Here is a 19,558-nt window from a genome sequence, read left to right on the forward strand (position 1 = left end):
GAGAAAGAGCATGCCCGCGCTGATCGATCTCATCCTTGCTGGCCAACGTGTCGAAAATCATTTCCCGTGGTCGCGCGCCGTGGTGACTCCGAAAAAATGGGGCTTTGCCGTCGAGCAATTGGCCGAGGGCCACTGGAGCCTGCTCGGCCTATGGGGTGAGCCAGGCGCCGTCCACATGGCACTTCTCGATGAAAGCGCCGGGGACATCGGCGTTGTCAGCCTGGAATGCCCCAGTGGCCGCTACCCATCGGTCGCCCGGCTGCATCCGCCCGCATTGCGGCTCGAACGTGCGGCTGCTGACCTGTTCGGGCTCCTGCCACAAGGCGCGCCTGATACGAGACGGTGGCTTGATCATGGCCATTGGGGTGTCAGCTATCCGTTGAGTACCCGCGTCCGGACGTCTGCTGCGACAGCCTCCCCCTACAGTTTCCTGCCTGCCGAGGGGGAGAGCCTGCATCAGATCCCGGTCGGACCCGTGCATGCTGGCATCATCGAGCCGGGCCATTTCCGGTTCACGGCGAGCGGCGAAACGGTCGTCCGGCTGGAGGAGCGCCTCGGATACACGCACAAGGGCATAGAAGGCCTGATGGCGGGGTCCGACATCGACCGCGCAGCCAAACTGGCGGGCAGAACCTCCGGCGACAGTACCGTGGCATACTCGCTCGCTTTCGCCCGCGCGGTCGAGGCGGCGCTGGGTGTCGAGATTCCCCCGCGCGCGGTCTGGCTGCGAGCCCTCATGGCCGAGTTGGAGCGCCTGGCCAATCATCTGGGCGACATCGGCGCTATCTGCAATGATGCCGCCTTCGCGCTCATGCATGCCCACTGTGGGGTGCTGCGTGAGCGCGTATTGCGGGCAAGCGATGCTGCCTTCGGTCATCGTTTGATGCGCGACCGCATCGTGCCCGGAGGCGTGGCAAGCTTCCTGAGCGATGAGGGCACGACAGCGCTCAGGTCCCTGATCGCAGAGATCAGGCAACGGTTTCCCGCGCTGGTCGAGCTCTATGATAACACGGCGTCGCTGCAGGATCGGACTGTCGCAACTGGCCGGCTGAAGGTGGAACTCGCCCGACAGTATCGCGCCGGAGGGTATGTTGGCCGGGCCTCCGGTCGGGACTTCGATGCCCGCCGCAATCTCGCTTATCCACCCTATGGCGAACTCGCCTTCGATGTGCCTCTACTCCAGGAAGGCGACGTGAACGCCCGTGTCTGGATTCGTATCCGCGAGGTCGAACAGAGCCTGTCCCTGATCGAACAAGTTCTGCGACAACTGCCAGACGGACCGATCCGTGTCGATTTCGCGCAGACAGACCAACCGCATGAAGGCATGGCGCTAGTCGAAGGTTTCCGCGGCGACATTCTGGCATGGCTGCGCATTGGCAAGGGCGGCTTGGTCGAGCGCTGTCACCTCCGTGATCCGTCTTGGTTTCAATGGCCGCTCCTTGAAGCGGCGATCGAAGGAAACATCGTTGCCGACTTTCCGCTGTGCAACAAATCGTTCAACTGCTCTTATTCGGGCCATGATCTCTGAAGGCACGCTGTCATGCGCAAGCTTCTTTTTGAAAGCCTGATACGCCCCCCTCTCACCGAGCGTCCGCCGTTGGCAAGCAGCACGGCGGTCGACGAACTCGCACGCGCGCTCGACGGGGCTGCTCACAAACGATTGGGGCGAAGCCTGTCGATCCGGGCGATCGATGCCGGTTCCTGCAACGGCTGCGAACTTGAGATGCACGCGCTGAACAATGCCTTCTATGACATCGAGCGTTTTGGGATCCGGTTCGTCGCATCACCCCGCCATGCCGATGTACTGCTCGTCACCGGGCCGGTCACAAAAAACATGCGCGAGGCATTGAAGCGGACCTACGACGCAACACCCAACCCAAAATGGGTGGTCGCACTCGGAGATTGCGCAGGTAATGGCGGCTGTTTCGCCGGCAGCTATGCCGTGGTGCGCGGAGTGTCCGAGGCCTTGCCTGTCGATCTGCACATTCCAGGTTGTCCGCCGCCGCCAATCGAAATTCTGAAAGGCCTGCTCGCCTTGCTTGAGGGCGTGAATTCCAAGACTGGTGCTGCCCGAAGGTGACTATGCAGAGGCTTTGCCAAGGTTGGCCTTGTCGCTGCATAGATCCAACCAATGCGTAGCCGTGAGTTTAAGGGCATCAGCCAACCTGTGTCCCAAAATTGGAAGGCGCTCGGCGGCGGGAACGGCTAAAGCGCCTGCTTTTTCGACGGCGGCTCAGCCCCATTCCGTCGAAGGGTGAACCCGTTCCCTAGTCCGAAATGGTTACTTGCGCTGCAGCTAATGTAGTTACAATCTTGTGCCGTCGGAAGCTGCATTGGCCGGGCAGGCGTGAGTACCGTCTTCGCCGGCGACTCAAAGCAGTCGACCACACTTTTGCGGTGCACTAAGAGGGAAATCGATGAGATTGACGATTGTTTGCGCGGCAATTTTGATTGCCGTATCCACCGCCGCCATTGCGCACGAGAAAAAGAGGGTGGTCAGTACAGAAGTAACGTCGGCCTGCGCCGACCTGTCGGGCAGCACGATCAAGAAAAACAGGGAAACAAAATTGGATTGCAGTTCAACCGGAACTGTCTCCAGCGCGATTTCGAAAGACAAATCGGAGCCGCGCCTGGGCTATGAAACGGTTAATCCTGCAATCATAACGATCTATTAGCTGAGGAAACAGCAGCAGGTCTATCGGAGCTCAGGCTTCGGGAGCAGGGCAAGGACCGACTCGCGGCCATTACCTGCGGACCACATTCAAGCATCGCTTGGTGGCGGCGCGCGGCCTCATTGCGCAGGCTTGATCCTGCGGGTCGGAAATTGCCACTGCCTGCGCTCAATGTTTGATGCGGTCACGCATTGCATACCAAAGCATGCCGAGCACATAGAGCGGGCCGCGCAGCGCCGTGCCGCCGGGGAACGGAAGCGGGCTTAGGGTCGAAAACAGATCGAACCGCGAAGCATCACCGGTGATCGCCTCAGCGAGCAGCTTGCCCGACAGCGTCGACAGGATCACTCCCTTGCCCGAATAGCCATGCGCAAAATAGATCTCGCCATAGCGACCGACATGCGGCAGGCGCGATGTCGTCACCGAGACCAGCCCGCCCCAGGCGTGATCGATGCGGCGGCCGCGCAATTGCGGAAAGGTCTTTTCCATGTGCGGCCGCACGAAGCCGGCAATGTCCGCGGGCGCCGACGGCGTATAGCGCTCGCCGCCGCCGAACAGCAGGCGTCCATCCGCCGACAGCCGGTAGTAATTGACGACGAAGCGTGTGTCGGAGACGGCCACATTGGTTGGGATGGCGTCGCTCGTGTCGCCCAGCGGCTCGGTGGCGATAATGTAGTTGCCGACCGGCATGATGCGGCTGTTGACGCGCGGCTCAAGCCCGTGGAGCAACGCATCGCCGGCCAGTACGACATGCCTGGCCCGGACCGAGCCTTTGGCCGTCGAAACCCGGGGGGAAGGTTCCCGCTCCAGCCGCAGCGCCACCGAATTCTCGTGGATGGTGACGCCCGCCGCAGCCGCGGCGCTAGCAAGACCGAGCGTGTAGTTCAGCGGATGCATATGGCCACCGAGCTTCTCGTACATCGCGCCGTGATAAGGTGTGTTCACCATTCCGCGCGCCTGCGCTGCCGACAGCATCTCGACATCATGAAAGTTCATCATCGTAGAAAGGCACTCGGCCTCTTCTTCGAGGTCGCGCAGGTCGGAACCGTTGACCGCACCGGCCAGATGGCCGGTGAGCCTGAGGTCGCAATCGATGGCATGGCGCTCGATCAGACCGAGCACCAGGGCCCGCGCCTCGAAGGCGAGATCGAACAGCGCCCTCCCCCGTTCCGGCCCATATAGGTTGACCAGCCCCTTGGCGCCCTTGCGCAGGCCGGGGATCATCTGGCCGCCATTGCGCCCCGACGCCCCCCAGCCGATCTTGCCGCCTTCGAGCAGCACCACCTTCAGGCCGCGTTCGGCTGCATGAAAGGCCGCGGAGAGGCCGGTACAACCGCCGCCGACCACCACCAGATCGGCGTCGACGTCGCCCTGCAGCGCCGGATGGTCCGGAGCCGGATTGGCCGTCGCGACATAGTAGGATTTGCCGATATCCAGGCCGGAGTTGAAGCCCCCAGAATTGAAGCCCATCATCACACCTTGAGCAGCAGATGGTCGCGTTCCCAAGAGGTGACGACGCTCTGGAACAGGTCGAGCTCAACGCTCTTGACGCGCAAATAGGTCTGGAAGAAATCCTCGCCGAGCACCGCCCGAACCGGATCGCACGCAGCGAAACGGTCGAGCGCTTCTTCCATGGTTTTGGGCAGCGTGCTCCTGCTGCGATAGGCATTGCCCGACGCTTCCGTCGAACGAGCGATCTTCTCCTCGACGCCGAGATAACCGCAAAGCAGCGAGCCGGCTATCGCCAGATAGGGATTGGCATCGGCGCCGGGCAGCCGATTTTCCACGCGCCGCGCGGTGCGCCCGCCGGCCGGCACACGCAGGCCGCAGGAGCGGTTGTCGTGCGACCACTCGATGTTGGCGGGTGCACTGTGGTTCGGCCGGATGCGGCGGAACGAATTCACGTTCGGCGCAAACAGCGGCATCACCTCGGGAATGTATTTCTGCAGGCCGCCGATGAAATGCCCGAACATCTCGGTGTCGGCGCCGTCACGCCCGGCAAACAGCGTGTTGCCGGCCTCGTCGACGACTGACATATGGAGATGCATTGAGCTGCCGGCTTGTGCGGCTATCGGTTTGGCCATGAAGGTCGCCTGCATGCCAGATTCCTGCGCGGCCTGGCGCGTCATTCGCTTGAACAGCAACACCTTGTCTGCCAGCGGCAGCGCGTCGCCATGCAGGAAATTGATCTCCAGTTGGGCCGTGCCCGATTCATGGATCAGCGTGTCGAGCGGCAGTCCGGCCGCCGCAGCATAGTCATAGAGGCGCCGGATCACCGGCTCGAATTGCTCCAGTGCCGCCATGTCATAGGGATGCTGCACGCTTTCGGAACGGCCATTGCGCCCGACCGGCGCCGTCACCGGCCGATCGGGATCGGGATTGGGCGCGGTGAGATAAAATTCAAGCTCCGGCGCCACCACCGCCCACCAGCCGCGCTGGCGATAGAGATCGAGCACGGCCCGCAACACGTGCCGCGGCGAAGCCATCCACGGCCGGTCGTCCATGTGGAACGCATCGGCCAACACATAGGCCTTGCCTGGTCCGCCACCGGGCGCCAGACAGAGTGTCGCGACATCCGGCACCATCCGCATGTCGGGGTCCTGGTAGGCGAACCCCTCGTCGACGGAACCGGAATAGCGGCCGTCGATGCTGACCAGGAACGCGCTGCTCGGCAGATAGAGTGCTCGGTCCTCGATTGCCTTGAGGAACTTGGCCGCTGGTAGGGTCTTGCCGCGCAGCACGCCGTTCATGTCGGGCACCAGGCACTCGACCTCGCCGACAGCGTGAGCGGCCAACCAGTCTTTCGGGTCGTTGGTGCCGTTCATGGTCGAGGCATCCGTTGTTGTGGTGTCAAGCATCAGGCCGGGTCCTTGCGAGAGCGAGAATGGCTTCGGCAGCCACGTCCGTTCCGGGTGTCAGCGCCATATGCACTGCATTCTCCCGCAGGCGTGCGCGCATTGCAGCATCGGCCATCAGGCCGAGAATGCTTCGCTCCAATTCGTCTTCCGTCCAGCCGTCGCGGCTGATGTGGCGCCCGACGCCGGTTTCCTCGGCACGTTGCGCATTGTCATGCCCGTCCCAGCAATAGGGCATGACCAGCGACGGCACGCCGAAACGCAATGCTTCGCAAAAGCTGTTGTTGCCGCCGTGATGAATGAAGAGGTCGCATTTCGCCACGACGGAAGGCTGTGGAAACCAGGCGTCGAGATAGACATTGTCCGGAACGGCGCGATAGCTGTCGCGCAGACCTCCGGCATTGACAATGAAGCGGGCCGGCAGCCTGTCGAAAACGGCGAGCATGCGCTGGATCAGGCCGACATCCATGGCGCCAAGACTACCGAAACTGACATAAACCAGCGGTCCGCCATTTCGCGGGAAGACCGGTACATCGAACGGCCCTTCCGAGCGGACGCAGCCTTCGAGATAGACGAAGCTGGCAGGGTCGAGCGGCTCGGCGCGCTGCCTTCGCACAATCGTTGGGGTCAGCAGCAAGTTGAGGTCGGGCGAGGCTTCGAGGAACAGCCCCTTTGGCAAGGGCGCAAGACCGGCGTCGGTCCGAAGCCGATTGAACCGGTCGTGGGCCGGAGCGACCGCTGCCAGGTAGCGCGCCTCGAACGCCGCGCGGCTCGGGTCGTCGGCGGCGAGACCGGACAGATAGGGTGGCACATTGGCATCCGGAAGCTCGGTTTCGGCGCAGGAGACGACGCGCACCCACGGGCAGCCGGCTGTCGCCAATGCCGGGAACATGACGACGTTGTCGAGCACCACGGCGTCCGGCTTCAGCCGCGCCAGCAATTGGCGCAGCGGCGCCTCGGCATTGACGGCAGTGTCTACGATTGCTTGCCAGGTCGGGGCAACATAGGTTTCGAGCTGATCGATGGGGCTCAGCCTGAAATGCGGCAGATGACGGCGCACGAAGGCCTGCCAGTAGCTCTGGCGTTCGCTGTCGGTCAACGGATCGTCAGTCGGCAACTGGTACTCCTGAAACCCATAGTCGGCGAACACGCCAGAAAAGCCGGCATGGCAGATGAACACCGGACGGGCGCCACGAGCGCGCAGGGCCTGCGCTATGCCAACGCAATTCAGCGCAGCGCCGAAGCTCGCTTCCGGAAACAGTGCGATGGTCGGGCTGCCTTTGCGCATGATCCTCGTTATTCCGGCCGGCTGATCATGCCGAACAGCGCGGGCGCCCCGCGACTGGCCGCCTGCGGTCGCTGGCTGCGGGAAAGCCGCAGATGGACCCGAAGCAGATCGGCTGCAACCTCGTACTGCTGGCTCTCCAGATGGTCGAGTATGGTCAGATGCTCGCGCAATGATTGCTTCAGCCGGAAGACATTGACGCCGGCATACGTTCCCGGCAGCCGGCGCAGCCTGAGATGATCGGCCAACGCCTCGGCGACGAAGCGGTTGGCGGAACCACCGGCGATCATCCCGTGAAAATCGATGTCCAGCCGTTGGAACTCTCTGGAATCGAATGCCGCGTCGGGCAGAGCCAGCAGCATTTCCATGCCCTGTCGCAAGGCTGCCGCGCGCGTCCCATCCAGCCGGAACCCAGGCGCCAGAAGGGCGGCGGGTTCCAGCAACAGCCGGAATTCATAGCTCTCCCCTTGTGCGCCAGGATCGTCCGGCACTCTCCTGAAAAGCCAGGACTGCCCCGGCGCGCGGTCCAGAAGATTTTCCTCGGCCAGTTTCTTCAGCGATTTTAGTACTGTCCTGCGCTCGGCACTATACCGTCGCATCAGCGCGCCGACGGTGACCGTCTGGTCCAACCGGCGCGCCGAGCGGTCTCGCAGGATCATGTCGGCAAGTTCATCCTCCTCGGCGCTCGGCAGGTCGGCGGCGACGGTCGCCTGGCTCGTGAGGTCTAAGGCCAAGCGATAGCCGGACTCAGCCTCCCATTGAACTACGCCTTTTTCAGTGAGCAGACGCAACGCGGCCCGCACCGGAGTTCGGGATACGTTGCAGAGCGAAGCGATCTGCTGCTCCGGGAGATGAGCGCCGGGTTCAAAGCCGCGTTGCCGGGCCACATCGAGAATGCGCTGTGCAAGGTCGAGATGGTTGGTGCGGGGACGTCGGGCTGCAACTTGCATGGCAATTCTCATGAAGGACTTGGCGGCTGAGGTTTGGCCGATTGCCCTTGCGGATGCGGTCGGCCGGGATTCCCCCGTGCTTTGACAAATTATGGATTGACGTACTTTTTTCTGCAATAGTACTGTGAGATCAATCGGCAATAAAAAGACCGGGGAACAGGATCGAAGCGGCCCTACGGCTGCAAGCGCTGGTCCGACGACTAAGTTCGATGATCAACCAGAATGGGAGTCTGTCATGACCACCACCACCCTGCGGCACCGTCCGTTAAGGAAATCCTTGATCGCACTTGGCCTTGGCCTGGCGCTATCAGCGCCGGCGGCTGCCTCCGACCTCGTTATCTCCAACTGGGACGGCTACATGGCGCCGGATGCCATGAAAGCTTTCAAGGCGGCGACCGGTGTCTCCGGCGAAGTCGTGGTTCACGCCACCAACGAGGAGATCATGGGCAAGCTCGTCGCGTCCGGCGGCAAGGGCTATGACGTGGTCTTCGTCTCCTCGCCCTTTGCCGAAGTGCTGAACAAGCTCGGCCTGATCGAGGCGATCGACCATGCCAAGATCCCTAACCTCGCCAATCTCTATCCCGAGGCGGCGAAGCTGCCGCACGACGCCGGCAACAATTTTTCCGTGCCCTACACTTGGGGCACCACCGGCCTTTGCTACCGTTCGGATCTGGTGAAGGCGGAGCCGGTGAGCTGGAACGACCTTCTCGCCCCGTCCGACGCGCTCAAGGGCAAGACGACGATGCTGGCGACCGACCGCTGGCTGCTTGCTGCCGGCCAACTCGCCAAGGGCTATTCGGTGAACGAGACCGATCCGGCAAAGCTCAGCGAAGTCAAGGACCTGCTGATCTCGGCCAAGAAGACCTTGCTGGCCTATGACGACACGACCTTTTATTCAAAGCTGGTCTCGGGCGAGGCGCTGATGGTTCAGGCATGGGATGGCTGGTGCAATTACGGGATCGCCGAGAATTCACAAATTAAATACACCATACCGAAAGAAGGCTCGGATCTCTGGGTCGATACAATGGTCGTGATGAAGGCATCGGCCAACAAGGACGCCGCCTTCCAGTTCATCAACTTCATGCTGGACGCCAAGAACCACGCCTGGGCGGCCCAGAACATCGACTACAAGGTACCGAACAAGCCGGCTATGGAAAGCCTGCCGGCGGATCTTCTCGCCAAATTTCCCAATATGAGCATGCCGGTGGCAGAGTTGGTCAAGTTCGAGCAGTTGCGCGATGTCGGCGATGCCCAACGCGACTACTCGAAGATCGTCAGCGAAATCAAGGCCGCGCAATAACCGACATCAAAATCAGAGATCCCGGTCGACGGCGGGGTTTTCGCCGCCGACCGTTGAATGCGGTACCCAATCTTGTCCCAAACCAGACTTCGCTCATCCTTGCTGATGACGCCGGCGCTGGCCTGGCTCACCGCCTTGATGGTCGTGCCATGCGCGCTGGTGCTGGCGCTCGCCTTCTTCCGGCGCGGCATCTATGGCGGCATCGATTACACTTTCACGCTGGAGAATTTCGGGCTGGTGTTCGACCCGCTCTATGCCGGCATCTTCCTCAATTCGGCGCGCATTGCCGGCACGGCAACCCTGGTCGCGGTGGTGATCGGCTATGCCGCCGCCTATGCGATCGCGGCAGTACCCCGCCGGCTGCAGCCGGTGTTTCTGTTCTTTGCCGTCTTGCCCTTCTGGTCCAATTACCTGATCCGTACCTATGCCTGGATCGTGCTGCTCAACCGCGAAGGGCTGATCACACAACTGTTGCGCTGGTTCGGCTACACCGGCGAGCCGCCGTCGATGCTTTATACCGAAGGCGCCGTCATCGCCGGTCTGGTCTACAACTATCTGCCCTTCGTCATCCTGGCCTGCTACGCGCCGCTGTCGCGGCTCAATCCGGAACTCGCAGAGGCCTCGCGCGATCTCGGCGCGTCGGCCGTGACCACATTTCGCCGGGTCATCCTGCCACTGACCGTGCCGGGTATCGCCGCCGGTGCTGTTTTCGTCTTCGTGCTGTCGATCGGCAATTTCGTGACCCCTGCTCTGCTCGGCGGCGGGCGTTTCCAGATGATCGGCAATGTCGTCTACGAGCAGTTCCTGACCGCCAATGACTGGCCGTTCGGTGCGGCACTGGCAATGGTGCTGATCGCCATCATGCTGCTGGTGCTGACGGCGCAGGCCCTGGCTGCTGATCGCGCCTTGGGCCGTACCGCCGAAGCGAGAGGAGGCGCCGATGGCTGAGCGCTCCCTCGCGACGAGGCGCGCGCTCTGGCTCGTGCTTTCACTGGTCCTGGCCTTCCTCTACATCCCGATCGCCGTGCTGGTGGCGCTGTCGTTCAACCAAGGCGGGCTGCCGACCGTCTGGTCGGGCTTTTCGCTGAAATGGTATGTCTCGCTAATCGGAAACGCCGCAATCCTTTCTGCCGCCCTCAACACACTGATCGTGGCGCTTGTCTCGACCGCCATCGCCACGCTGCTCGGCACACTGCTGGCGATCGGCGTCGAAATACGTCGGCAATACGGCAAAGGTCTCGAGGCGCTGATCTTTGCGCCGATGATCATTCCCGACATCGTGCTGGCGATCGCGCTGCTCAGCTTCTTCTCGATGCTTGATCTCACCTTGGGCCTGCACACCATCATCCTCGCCCATGTCGTCTTCAATCTCGCCTTCGTCTGCTCCGTGGTGCGCGCGCGGCTGAAAAGCTTCGACTGGTCGATCGTCGAGGCCTCTGCCGATCTCGGCGCTTCCGCGCTCACAACATTTCGGCGGGTGACGTTGCCGGTGATCCTGCCTGCCGTCGTCGCCGGCGCGCTGCTCGCCTTCACCCTTTCGGTCGACGAATTCATCATCGCCTTCTTCACCGCCGGCGCCGGCCGCGCCTCGACCACGCTGCCGATGCAGATCTATTCGATGATCCGCTTCGGCATCACGCCGGAGATCAATGCCTTGGCGACTATCGTCATGGCGGTCTCGATCACCGCGCTGACCCTGTCGCAGCGGCTCAACCGTGGGGTGATCGGCCAATGAACGAGCCCCGCACGCTGCTGGCGATCGACAACGTGTCGAAGAAGTTCGGCCGGGTGACGGCGGTCGACGGCATTTCACTGGATATCCGCGAGAACGAGTTCTTCGCCTTGCTTGGACCTTCGGGCTGCGGCAAGACAACGCTGCTGCGCATGCTGGCCGGCTTTGAGACGCCCAATGACGGGCGCATCCTGCTCGACGGCCGCGACATCGCCAGGACCCCGCCCAATAAGCGGCCGGTTAATCTGATGTTCCAGTCCTATGCGCTGTTTCCGCATATGAGCGTCAGGGCCAATGTTTCCTACGGCCTCGAAATGGAACGCTTGCCTGCAAAGGAAATCCGCTCCCGTGTCGACGCCATTTTGGCGACGACCGAACTCGTTGCCTTCGCCGACCGCAAGCCGGAGCAATTGTCCGGCGGGCAGAAGCAACGCGTCGCGCTTGCCCGAGCTCTGGTCAAGCGACCACGACTGCTTCTGCTCGATGAGCCTCTTGGTGCGCTCGACAAGAAATTGCGCGGGGCCATGCAACTGGAGTTGAAGCGGCTGCAGCACGAGGTCGGCATCACCTTCGTCATCGTCACCCACGATCAGGAGGAATCGCTGGTCATGGCCGACCGTATGGCAGTGCTCAGGGACGGCAAGCTGCTGCAATGCGATACACCCCATGCGGTCTACGAGCATCCGGGGGACCGTTTCGTCGCCGACTTCATCGGCGTGATGAATTTCGTACCGGGCAAAGCCGTCGGCGACGGCGTGCTGGCGGCCAATGGCGCGCGGATCACGGGCAAGGTCCCGGCAACACTTTCGCCCGGCGCTGCGGCGGTAGCTTCAGTGCGGCCCGAACGCATCCGGCTGTTCCCGTCGGCAGAAACGGCCAACCGTATCTTCGGCGCGGTCGAGGCGCTGGCCTATCAGGGACTCGATCTGCAACTGCATGTCCGCACCGCCCTGTCGCCAAAGCCGTTCCTGGTGCGCATCACCGCCGACGCCGCCGACCGCCGCCCGGTCTCGTCGGGCGATACAGTCGAGCTCGGCTGGGATGCGGCTGACGTCAGAATTTTCGCAGATTGATCGAAGGAGAACCTCTCATGGCGCAGAAGACGATCGCGTTCTTTCCGGAGGCCGCTTATGGCCCCGCGCTCAATTCCGTCGGCATAGCCCAGGCGATCGAGGCGCGCGGCCACAGAGCGGTGTTCCTGTCTGACCCGGGCTTCGTCGACGTCTACAAGGGCTACGGCTTCGAGGCTCATCCGGTAAACCTGTCCGAGCCGATGCCGCCGGAACAGATGGCCAAGTTCTGGGAAGACTTCATCAACGGCCACATCCCGAACTTCCGCAAATCGCCCTACGACCAGGTCGACAATTACGTGAAGGATTGCTGGACGGCGATCGTCGACAGCGCCAAATGGGCTGAGAAGGATCTGCCTGGCGTGCTTGCGACGATCAAGCCTGATGTCATCTGCGTCGACAACGTCATCCTGTTCCCGGCGATCAAGCAGTATGGCAAGCCCTGGGTGCGCGTCATCTCCTGCTCGGAAAACGAGATCGAGGACGAGGACATTCCGCCACATCTGTCCGGCTGCGGCGAGAACGACCACGCCTGCCATCAGCGTTACCGCGACCATTTCAACGCCGTCATCAAGCCGATCCATGACGACTTCAATGCGTTTTTGAAAGCGAACAACGAAGCGCCGTATCCGATCGGCCAGTTCTTCGAGGCCTCGCCCTACCTCAATCTGCTGCTCTACCCCGAGGCGGCAAAGTTCAAGCGCCGCTATCCGCTCGACCCGGCAAAATTCCAATATCTGGAAGGCTGCGTGCGGCAGGAGAAGCCCTACACCGTGCCGGTTTTTGCGAAGAATAATGACGGGCCGCTGCTCTATGTTTCCTTCGGCAGCCTTGGCGCCGGCGATGTCGATCTGCTGAAGCGCATCGTCGCAACGTTGGGCAAGACGCGCTACCGGGCGCTGGTCAATGTCGGCGGCTACAAGGAGCAGTACGCGCAAGTGCCCGAAAACGTCATCATCGACAGCTGGTTTCCCCAGCCCTCGGTCATCCCGCAGGTCGATGCGGTGATCCACCACGGCGGCAACAACTCGTTCACCGAGTGCCTGTATTTCGGCAAGCCAGCGATCATCATGCCCTACGTCTGGGACGGCCACGACAATGCGACGCGGGTCGAGGAAACCGGCCACGGCTTCGGCATGCCGCGCTACGACTGGAGCGACGCCGAGCTCATCGCCAGGATCGAAACCTGCCTGACCGACCGGGCAATCAAGGCCAAGCTGGCCAAGACGTCGGCCCAGATGCAATCGCAGAATGGCCCCGAAAAGGCGGCTGGTTTGCTGGAGAAATTGCTGTGACCTCCGCCCCACACCTCCACCAAGCCTCGACCCGCACCGACCTCGTCGACTGGGGCACCCAGCCCGATGCGCTGGAAGGCGCTTCGCACTCCACCGGCAGGCTGGTGCACAAGGGGCCGAACAACCAGCCGGAATCCGGCATCTGGGTCTGCACGTCCGGTTGCTGGCGGCTGGCGATTCCGCGCGACGAATTGTGCCATTTCGTTGCCGGCCGCGCGACCTACAGATCGGACGACGGCGAGGTGATCGAGGTATCCGCCGCCACGGTTGTCATGTTCCCGGCCGGTTGGACCGGCGAATGCACCGTCCACGAGACCATCCGCAACGTTTACATGCTGGCCTAAAGCCGGCCACTGGAGCTCCCGACATGCCGACACCGATCATGAAATCGCCGCTCGCCATCACCGACCTTGTCGACTGGGGTGTCATTCCGACAATGATCGAAGGTGAATCCCGCACCTCGGGCAAGCTGCTGCACAAGGGGCCGGAAGGCCGCTCCGAGTGCGGGCTATGGGTCTGCACCCCCGGCAAATGGCACTGCCATGTCACCCGGGACGAATTCTGCCACTTCCTCGAGGGACGCTGCACCTATGTCCATGAATCTGGCGAGGTGATCGAGATCGAGCCGGACACGGCGGCGTTCTTTCCGCAGGACTGGAAAGGCGTCTGCACCGTCCATGAGACGATCAAGAAGGTCTACATGATCCGCTGAGCGGGCTTGAAAGGACGACCATGGATTTTTCCGCTGACCGGCCGGCCTTTTTCGTCAATCCGGATTATCGGTCGATGACCGGCACGAAAAAACCGGTAATCGATCCGGCGACACTGGAGACCGTCGGCGTAATAGCCGCCGCCGCCGACACTGAAATCGACGCCGTGCTCACCGCAGCGACCAAGGCGCAAACGGCCTGGAAAAGGCTCGACGCCAAGAGCCGTGCCCGGCATCTGCACGCCGTCGCGAACGCCATCGAAGCGGCTGACTTCATGCGCTGTGCCGAGCTGATGGTGCGCGAGATGGGCAAGCCCTATCCGGAGGCGATCGGCGAGATCGCCAATTGCGCGCCGATCTTCCGCTACTATGCCGAGATGGCGCGCGATGACGCCGGCAAGGTCGCCGGCACGACGCAGGCCGGTTCGTTCCAATATGCCCGCTATGAGCCCTACGGCACGTCGGTGCACATCATGCCTTACAATTTTCCGATCCTGTTGATGTGCTGGACCGTCGCCGCCTCGCTTGCCGCCGGCAATGCCTGCGTGATCAAGCCCGCCGAAGCGACGACATTGTCGACGCTGGATTACATGACCGTGTTCCGCTCCCTGCCGGAGGGCCTGGTTTCCTGCATGCCAGGTGGAGCAGCAACGGCGCAGGCGCTGATCGCCTCGGACCGCACGCATGCGGTTGCTTTCACCGGTTCGGTCGCCGCCGGCAAGGCTGTCGCCGTCGCATGTGCAGAGCGCATGAAGCCTTGCGTCATCGAGGCCGGCGGCAGCGATCCCCTGATCATCAGCGAGCACGCCCCGCTGGACGTGGCGGCGGCCGGCAGCGTCACTGCCGCGTTCCATCTTACGGGCCAGGTCTGCACTTCGGCCGAACGGTTCTTCGTGGTTGATGCCGTTCACGACCGCTTCGTCGATCTGTTTGCCGAGAAGACGCGCGCGCTGCGTATCGGCAACGGGCTGGACAAGAGCGAGATCGGACCGCTGGTCAGCGAGGCCGCGCGCGCGAAGGTCATCCGGCTGGTCGACGATGCGATCCGCAGCGGTGCCAAAGCGATCACCGGCGGACGCATTCCGCCGGCACATAATGTGGGCTGGTTCTACGAGCCGACCATCCTGACCGGCATCACCCCCGACATGGCAATCGTGCGCGAAGAGTGTTTCGGGCCGGTCGCCGCGATCTGCCGGGTCAAGGATTTCAACGAGGCGATAGAGCTTGCCAACGACAGCCCCTTCGGTCTCGGCGCCTCGGTCTTCACCACCGATCTTGCCGAAGCGCATGAGGCCGCGGAGCGGCTCGAGGCCGGCATGGTCTGGGTGAACAATCCGCTGATCGACAATGACGCGTTGCCGTTCGGGGGCTGGAAGGCTTCGGGCCTCGGCCGCGAGCTCGGCCGCCAGGGTCTGGATGCATTCCGCCGCTCGAAGATGGTCATCATCGACCACAGACCGGAGATTCAGGGCTGGTGGTATCCCTATCCTGACAGCTGGTTCCGCGAGGCAGGCGGGCGCAAGCATGTTTGACACGACTATCTTCAGGCGTGCTGCCAGCTAATTGTTTAGGATATCCGTCTCCGAATACCTGGCATATGCATCGAAACCGTAGCCGAATGGAGCCATATCGGGCGTGGCGTTGTAGCCGGAGTCGGAAAGGCACCTGCGCTCAACGGCCATTCGCCCGGCGGACCCGCCAGATGACGTTACCGACGTCATCGGCGACGAGCAGTGCGCCGGTCCGATCGATAGCAACGCCGACCGGACGGCCCATCGCCTCGCCATTACGCCCGACGAAGCCAGTGACCACATCTTTCGGAGGACCGCTCGGTTTGCCACCATGGAACGGCACGAAGATCACCTTGTAGCCGCTGTGCACGCTTCTATTCCACGAGCCGTGCTGGCCGACGAAGGCGCCGTTACCGTAGGCCGGACCGAGCCGGGCGCCTTTGGAGAAGGTCAGTCCCAGCGAGGCGGTATGAGAGCCCAGGGCGTAATCGGGTTTGATCGCCGTCGCCACGAGATCGGGGCGCTGCGGCTTGGCACGTTCGTCGACGTTCTGTCCGTAGTAGCTGTAGGGCCAGCCATAGAAGGCGCCGTCACGAACCGAGGTCATGTAATCCGGCACAAGGTCGTCGCCGATCTCGTCACGCTCGTTCACGGCGACCCAAAGCTCGCCAGTTTCAGGATTCCAGGAGAGCCCGTTCGGGTTGCGCAGGCCCGAGGCGAAGACCCGAGTGCGGCGGGTCGACCGATCCACTTCAAGGACAGCGGCGCGGTTCTTCTCCGCGGCTATGCCGTTTTCTCCAACGTTGCTGTTGGAACCAACGGTGACATAGAGCTTGCGTCCATCCGGAGTTGCGATCACGTCCTTGGTCCAATGATGGTTGAGGTCCCCGGCCGGCAAGTCGATGATCTTTTCCGGCGACGTGCTGACTCGGGTCTGGCCATTGGAGTAGGGGAAAGCGACGAGCGCGTCGGTATTCGCGACAAAGAGCTTGCCTTTGGACAGCGTCATGCCGAAGGGCGAATTGAGGCCTTCCGCGAACGTCGTGCGCACATCCGCAATGCCATCGCCATCGGTGTCGCGCAGAAGCGTGATGCGGTTGGCGCTTTTGGTCGCCGCGCCGGCCCGCTTCATAGCCAGATCCATGAAGACCTTTCTAAGACTGAAGCCTTCGTCATGCTTGGCAGGGGCATTGGTTTCAGCAACCAGAACGTCGCCGTTCGGAAGCACATGCAACCAGCGCGGATGGTCGAGGCCGGTGGCGAAGGCGTTCACTGTCAGCCCCTTCGCCGGGGTCGGCATACCGCCTTTCTGCCAGCCTTTCGCTTCGGCTATGTTAACAGTCGGGATCAGCGTCGGTCTTGGTTTCGGCAAGGTGGGGTTGGGGCCATAGCCGGTTATTGCCCCGGTTTTTTGCGCCGGCCCGGTTTTTTGCGCCGGAATGCCAGCGCAGCTTGCCACGACGGCGCCCAATACCGCTACGAGTACGCTTCCTCGGAAGCCGGCATGCATTGGACGTCCTCCGCATGGATCTGTGTCGCGCTCTTTGTGTAAACGCAAGTCAGGGGCTTATTCTTCCAATTGGTTCGAAGCAGCGGCACTCGTGATCCGAGGGCCAGGAATTCGCGACAGATCTGCTCTCGGTAGAAATATGGCGCAAGAAGATTGCGGCAACCGCGCGAATATTTGTCGCGATATGAATCTCAGATTCGTATCGCGCGAAATCGATACGGCTTGCGCTTTTCGGTATCGAGTTGCTCATGGGCCAACAGGCGTTCGAATGGAACGAGACCATGAACGGCGGGACCCACAATGACCCACCGATTGCACCAGTTGGTCAAACAGCTGTTGTTGCTGCTTAGCAAGACGCTGCAAATCTGCTAAAGTCTGCGGTGGGAGGAGACGGACATCCAATCGCTGCCGATAGTACATCCAAGTGTAGCGAAGGCGACACCCGGCGCATCACTTCCGCTCGCCTATTCCCTCGCGACGCTCTGCTGGCTCCTGTCGGCCGGCGTCTATATCGCTGCCAAGTGGGTTGCCCCCGAGATGCCGCCCTGGGCGCTCTGCTTCTGGCGGCTGACGCTTGCCTGCGCGATCCTGCTGCCTATCGTCCATCGTCATCACGGGGCGATGCTCGTGCTGATCCAATCCCGGGTGATCGAGGTGCTGGTCATCGGTGCCATCGGGCTGACCTTGTGTCAGGGCATGATCTACACGGGCCTCAACTACACCAACGCGACAACTGCCGGCATCATCATGGCGCTGTCGCCGATCATGACCATGGTGCTTGCCCGTTTTGTGCTCGGCGAGTCCCTCGGTGTCTGGAAAGCGCTTGGAGCGCTGGTCGCTCTGGCCGGCATGGTGGTGATCGTGGCGCGCGGCGACCTTGCTGCGCTGACGCAGCTGCAATTCAATCCCGGCGAGTTGTGGATCGTCGGCAGCGCGTTTTGCTGGGGCCTCTACACCGTGCTGCTGCGTCGCGCCAAATTCGCTATCGAGCTTCTGCCGATGGTGGTCCTGCTGCTGGGAGCCGGCGCGCTGGCCGCACTGCCCTTCTATCTCTGGGAACTGTTTTCCGGGGATCGTTCGGCGCTGCATGCGAACGGCCTTCTGGCTCTCGCCTATGTGGCTGGCCCGGGCGGCGCTCTGATGTACTATCTCTACAACCGTAGCGTCGAGACGCTTGGCGCGGGGCGCGCCAGCATGCTGCTCTATCTCCAGACCGCCTTCGTCGCCGTTCTCGCTTATCTGTTCCTTGGCGAAAGCTTGCAAGACTACGATCTCGCCGGTGCCGCCCTCATCGTCGCCGGCCTGCTGCTCGCCACCGCGATCAAGCCGAGGCAGCGCACGGTGCGTGTCGCGTAGTGAACCTCACCTCCGCCGGAGCGGCGAGGCAGCTCGCAAAATCAGAGCACCACCCGAAGCGAAGCCGGGTCACTGAAGCCGGCTGTTGTGGCGCAGCACGAGGCCGACCGCGCCGAGCAATGCATCGTTCTCCGTGTGCTTGCCAACGATTATCCGTGTGCGCAACGCGGGTGCCACATCGCGGGACTTGATGAGCGTATGGCGTTCATATGACGCGATCAGCGGTGCCAGGAGAATGTCGCCCGCCAACGCCATGCGGCCGCCGATGATGATGAGCGGCGGATTGAGCACCGAACCGATCAAGCCAAGGCCACGACCGGCGAACTCGGCGGTGTCCTCGATCATCCGCAGCGCCCTCACGTCGCCCTTCTCGGCCATCATGATCACGTCGTCCATCGTGACCGGCCGCCGCACGATGCGCGAAATCTGCTCGAGCGGCCGGGCAAAGCTGGCATAGAGCTCCAGGCATCCTCGATTGCCGCACCGGCAAAGGTCGCCACCGGGATCGATGCTGATGTGCCCGAATTCGCCGGCGCCGCCGGCGATGCCGCTCACCAGCCGGCCGTGCTGGACAATGGCCCCGCCGACGCCCAGATCGACCTTGAACAGCACGAAATCGTCCTGGCCGACGGCCGCACCCCACATCAGCTCGGCAATGGCCGAGCAGTTGCTCTCATTGTCGGCGAAGATCGGCTGTTCGAGGACCGGCCCGAACACATCGCGGATGTTGACCCCGGCCCAGGTCGGAACGATACTCGCGCGCAGCACCACTCCTTCGCGGCTGACTGGGCCCGAGACGGAGACCCCAACCCCCAGGAGCCCCGCCATCGGCAGACCGTTCTCTTCGTAGCATCGGGCAATTACTGACTTGGCAAGCTGGGCCGCCTGTTGCGGCTGGTAGTCCAGACCCATGGGGATAGTTTGTTCGGCAACGAAAGAATGCGACACGTCGGCGACGACACACCGCATTTCGTCGAGGCCCAGATGGATGCCGACGCAGGTGCCCGCAGCGGGATTGAGCGTCAATGTCGTGGCAGGCCTGCCAATACCCCTGGCCGCGTCATGATGGGCCGAGGATTCGATCACCATCCCCGACTTTCTCAAGCCGTTGAGCGCAGTTGAAACCGTCGACCGCGCCAAACCGGTAATGCGGGTAATTTGCGACGCAGAAAGCACGCCGCGCTCACGCAGGCATCGGACGATCAGGCTCTCCGGCGACGCAGACGGCCTGTCGATCAGCCAATTTCTAAGCGAAGGTTTGTTCATGATGAGCACAAAGCACGTTGACTGATAGCCCAAATATGTCATCTTGG

The 19,558-nt window shown here is 62.3% G+C and carries 18 protein-coding genes; 12 read left to right on the plus strand and 6 right to left on the minus strand.

The window, feature by feature from the left end:
- Nucleotides 1–10: 10 nt before the first annotated feature.
- From AC0L2Y_RS19695 to AC0L2Y_RS19705, 3 genes are all read left to right on the plus strand, one after another.
- On the plus strand, nt 11–1,528 hold the full coding sequence (locus tag AC0L2Y_RS19695; RefSeq protein ID WP_473558810.1) for a hydrogenase large subunit: 1,518 nt from the start codon (nt 11–13) through the stop codon (nt 1,526–1,528).
- A 12-nt stretch (nt 1,529–1,540) separates the two neighbouring features.
- On the plus strand, nt 1,541–2,080 hold the full coding sequence (locus AC0L2Y_RS19700; RefSeq protein WP_352488872.1) for an NADH-quinone oxidoreductase subunit B family protein: 540 nt from the start codon (nt 1,541–1,543) through the stop codon (nt 2,078–2,080).
- A gap of 337 nt (nt 2,081–2,417) precedes the next feature.
- Nucleotides 2,418–2,675: a hypothetical protein gene (locus tag AC0L2Y_RS19705; protein WP_473558812.1), complete on the plus strand. Its 258-nt coding sequence runs from the start codon at nt 2,418–2,420 to the stop codon at nt 2,673–2,675.
- A gap of 165 nt (nt 2,676–2,840) precedes the next feature.
- On the opposite strand, the gene AC0L2Y_RS19710 is transcribed toward AC0L2Y_RS19705, so the two are convergent.
- The 4 genes from AC0L2Y_RS19710 to AC0L2Y_RS19725 are packed head-to-tail and all read right to left on the minus strand — an operon-like array spanning nt 2,841 to nt 7,903.
- A complete protein-coding gene (locus AC0L2Y_RS19710) occupies nt 2,841–4,145 on the minus strand; it encodes an NAD(P)/FAD-dependent oxidoreductase (protein WP_473558814.1) in 1,305 nt (434 codons plus the stop codon).
- Entirely contained in the window at nt 4,145–5,530 is a 1,386-nt protein-coding gene (locus AC0L2Y_RS19715; RefSeq protein WP_473558817.1) for a glutamine synthetase family protein, read from the minus strand. The genes AC0L2Y_RS19710 and AC0L2Y_RS19715 overlap by 1 nt, the downstream gene beginning before the upstream one ends.
- Nucleotides 5,523–6,818 (minus strand): nucleotide disphospho-sugar-binding domain-containing protein, encoded by a 1,296-nt coding sequence (locus AC0L2Y_RS19720; RefSeq protein ID WP_473558939.1) that lies wholly within the window; start codon nt 6,816–6,818, stop codon nt 5,523–5,525. Before AC0L2Y_RS19720 ends, AC0L2Y_RS19715 begins: the two co-directional genes overlap by 8 nt.
- 5 nt (nt 6,819–6,823) lie before the next feature.
- Nucleotides 6,824–7,903: a GntR family transcriptional regulator gene (locus AC0L2Y_RS19725; protein ID WP_473558819.1), complete on the minus strand. Its 1,080-nt coding sequence runs from the start codon at nt 7,901–7,903 to the stop codon at nt 6,824–6,826.
- A 94-nt stretch (nt 7,904–7,997) separates the two neighbouring features.
- On the opposite strand from AC0L2Y_RS19725, the gene AC0L2Y_RS19730 reads away from it, so the two are divergent.
- The 8 genes from AC0L2Y_RS19730 to AC0L2Y_RS19765 all read left to right on the plus strand — a co-directional run bounded on the left by AC0L2Y_RS19730 (nt 7,998) and on the right by AC0L2Y_RS19765 (nt 15,400).
- The gene (locus AC0L2Y_RS19730; RefSeq protein ID WP_473558820.1) at nt 7,998–9,062 is read left to right on the plus strand and encodes a polyamine ABC transporter substrate-binding protein; all 1,065 of its coding nucleotides are present in this window, start codon (nt 7,998–8,000) and stop codon (nt 9,060–9,062) included.
- Nucleotides 9,063–9,167: 105 nt separating this feature from the next.
- A complete protein-coding gene (locus tag AC0L2Y_RS19735) occupies nt 9,168–10,010 on the plus strand; it encodes an ABC transporter permease (protein WP_473558940.1) in 843 nt (280 codons plus the stop codon).
- The gene (locus tag AC0L2Y_RS19740) at nt 10,003–10,797 is read left to right on the plus strand and encodes an ABC transporter permease (protein WP_352454154.1); all 795 of its coding nucleotides are present in this window, start codon (nt 10,003–10,005) and stop codon (nt 10,795–10,797) included. The genes AC0L2Y_RS19735 and AC0L2Y_RS19740 overlap by 8 nt, the downstream gene beginning before the upstream one ends.
- Nucleotides 10,794–11,867 carry an ABC transporter ATP-binding protein gene (locus AC0L2Y_RS19745; RefSeq protein ID WP_473558824.1) on the plus strand — a complete coding sequence of 358 codons (1,074 nt, stop codon included), beginning with the start codon at nt 10,794–10,796 and terminating at the stop codon, nt 11,865–11,867. Before AC0L2Y_RS19740 ends, AC0L2Y_RS19745 begins: the two co-directional genes overlap by 4 nt.
- A gap of 17 nt (nt 11,868–11,884) precedes the next feature.
- Nucleotides 11,885–13,159, plus strand: coding sequence for a glycosyltransferase (locus tag AC0L2Y_RS19750; protein WP_473558826.1), 1,275 nt, complete (start codon nt 11,885–11,887; stop codon nt 13,157–13,159).
- A complete protein-coding gene (locus tag AC0L2Y_RS19755) occupies nt 13,156–13,503 on the plus strand; it encodes a cupin domain-containing protein (RefSeq protein WP_473558829.1) in 348 nt (115 codons plus the stop codon). Before AC0L2Y_RS19750 ends, AC0L2Y_RS19755 begins: the two co-directional genes overlap by 4 nt.
- Before the next feature lie 23 nt (nt 13,504–13,526).
- A complete protein-coding gene (locus AC0L2Y_RS19760) occupies nt 13,527–13,871 on the plus strand; it encodes a cupin domain-containing protein (protein ID WP_473558831.1) in 345 nt (114 codons plus the stop codon).
- Between the two features lie 20 nt (nt 13,872–13,891).
- Nucleotides 13,892–15,400: an aldehyde dehydrogenase family protein gene (locus tag AC0L2Y_RS19765; protein WP_473558835.1), complete on the plus strand. Its 1,509-nt coding sequence runs from the start codon at nt 13,892–13,894 to the stop codon at nt 15,398–15,400.
- A 139-nt stretch (nt 15,401–15,539) separates the two neighbouring features.
- Here the strand turns inward: AC0L2Y_RS19765 and AC0L2Y_RS19770 are convergent, their stop codons facing one another.
- Nucleotides 15,540–16,889 (minus strand): PQQ-dependent sugar dehydrogenase, encoded by a 1,350-nt coding sequence (locus tag AC0L2Y_RS19770; protein ID WP_473558836.1) that lies wholly within the window; start codon nt 16,887–16,889, stop codon nt 15,540–15,542.
- A gap of 396 nt (nt 16,890–17,285) precedes the next feature.
- Between AC0L2Y_RS19770 and AC0L2Y_RS19775 the strand changes: the two genes are divergently transcribed.
- Nucleotides 17,286–18,245 (plus strand): DMT family transporter, encoded by a 960-nt coding sequence (locus AC0L2Y_RS19775; RefSeq protein WP_473558942.1) that lies wholly within the window; start codon nt 17,286–17,288, stop codon nt 18,243–18,245.
- 69 nt (nt 18,246–18,314) lie between these two features.
- Here the strand turns inward: AC0L2Y_RS19775 and AC0L2Y_RS19780 are convergent, their stop codons facing one another.
- Nucleotides 18,315–19,553, minus strand: coding sequence for an ROK family transcriptional regulator (locus AC0L2Y_RS19780; protein WP_352975041.1), 1,239 nt, complete (start codon nt 19,551–19,553; stop codon nt 18,315–18,317).
- Nucleotides 19,554–19,558 lie beyond the last annotated feature (5 nt).

The sequence above is a fragment of the Mesorhizobium sp. WSM4830 genome, assembly GCF_055811495.1.